General features: G+C 52.9%; 1 protein-coding gene. It reads left to right on the top strand.

Features of this window, described 5'->3' with window-relative positions:
• Positions 1–83: 83 nt before the first annotated feature.
• A complete protein-coding gene (locus HX807_RS30365; protein WP_177052064.1) occupies positions 84–1,211 on the top strand; it encodes an IS481 family transposase in 1,128 nt (375 codons plus the stop codon).
• Positions 1,212–1,345: the final 134 nt, after the last annotated feature.

Genomic DNA, 1,345 nt, shown 5'->3' with positions numbered 1-1,345 from the left:
TGTACGGACCGGACACATGGTTGACGGGTGTACGGGGACATGGTTGACACTTTTCGGCGAGCTAACTACGCCGGAAAACCATCATGCCCTGGAATACGAGAGACGCCATGAGCCTGAAAAAAGAGTTCGTTGCCTTAGCCCGGCAACCCGGCAGCAATAAACGAGAACTGTGTCGACGGTTCGGTATCAGTCCCCAAACCGCGTACAAGTGGCTCGGTCGCTACGAAGAACAAGGCCAGCAAGGTCTGCTGGAGAAATCCCGCAGGCCAGCCACTAGCCCAAAACTTACCAAGCCCGCGCTGGAGACTGAAGTCTTGGCAATTAGGCGGGAGCATCCAGCCTGGGGCGGCCGCACGATCAGCAATCTGTTAGATAAGCGTATCGCTCCTAGCACTGTCACCAATGTCTTACATCGCCATGGTTTGGTTCAAACGGTCCCGAAAGAGTTACAGGCAGCAAGGTTGAGGTTTGAACACGACGCGCCCAATGATCTTTGGCAGATGGATTTCAAAGGGCATTTCCCAACACAACAAGGCCGATGCCATCCGCTAACTGTTTTGGACGACCATTCTCGTTTCAACTTGGCAATCAAAGCCTGTGCCAACGAGCGCACAGCCACGGTACAGGAGCAGTTGATCGCGGTTTTTCGGCGCTACGGTTTACCAGCTCGCATCAACGTCGATAACGGGCCCCCATGGGGCTCTCCGCGTAATCCGGGGGAGATCACGGAACTGAGTATCTGGCTCGTTCGCCTAGGTATCAGAGTAAGTTTCAGTCGGCCTTTCCACCCTCAAACCAATGGGAAAATCGAACGATTTCATCGGTCACTCAAGGCTGAAGTGCTCAACGGCCGCCATTTTCGGACGCTTGCAGAAGCGCAAACAAATCTCGATCAATGGCGAGAGGTTTATAACCATCAACGCCCTCATCAAGCCCTGGGTTACAAGGTTCCAATGGACCGATACCGAGAAAGCCCCTGGGCTTATCCGGAGACGCTTTTGGCGTTTGAGTACGGGCCGGACGATTTAAAGGCCAAGGTTTATCACAGCCGATTTAAGTTTCAGAAGCGCTATTTCAGGATCGCCAAAGGCCTGGCCGGACATCACATCGCACTACGTCCCAACACTGAAAGTGACGGGCTATTTGACGTCTATTTCTGCCATCATTTTTTGCGAACGATCGACGTGAAACAGCCTGATTACGGTTCATAATGTGTCAACCATGTCCCCGTACATGTGTCCACCATGTGTCCGGTCCGTACACGCTTTTGCAAAGTGACTCGCTGTAAGAGCGAAACCATAAGCGGCCGTTACCCAAATAACGGATATGCCCCCAAAATTCCGCC

Source organism: Pseudomonas sp. D8002 (assembly GCF_013385695.1).
Lineage (GTDB): Bacteria > Pseudomonadota > Gammaproteobacteria > Pseudomonadales > Pseudomonadaceae > Aquipseudomonas.
The sequence above is the reverse complement of the archived record's forward strand: the minus strand, read 5'-3'. Positions and strand labels throughout refer to the sequence as shown.

What these genes read in the sequence shown, in the direction of transcription:
- HX807_RS30365 (WP_177052064.1), top strand. Translation starts at nt 84, where the DNA reads ATGCCCTGGAATACGAGAGACGCCATGAGCCTGAAAAAAGAGTTCGTT.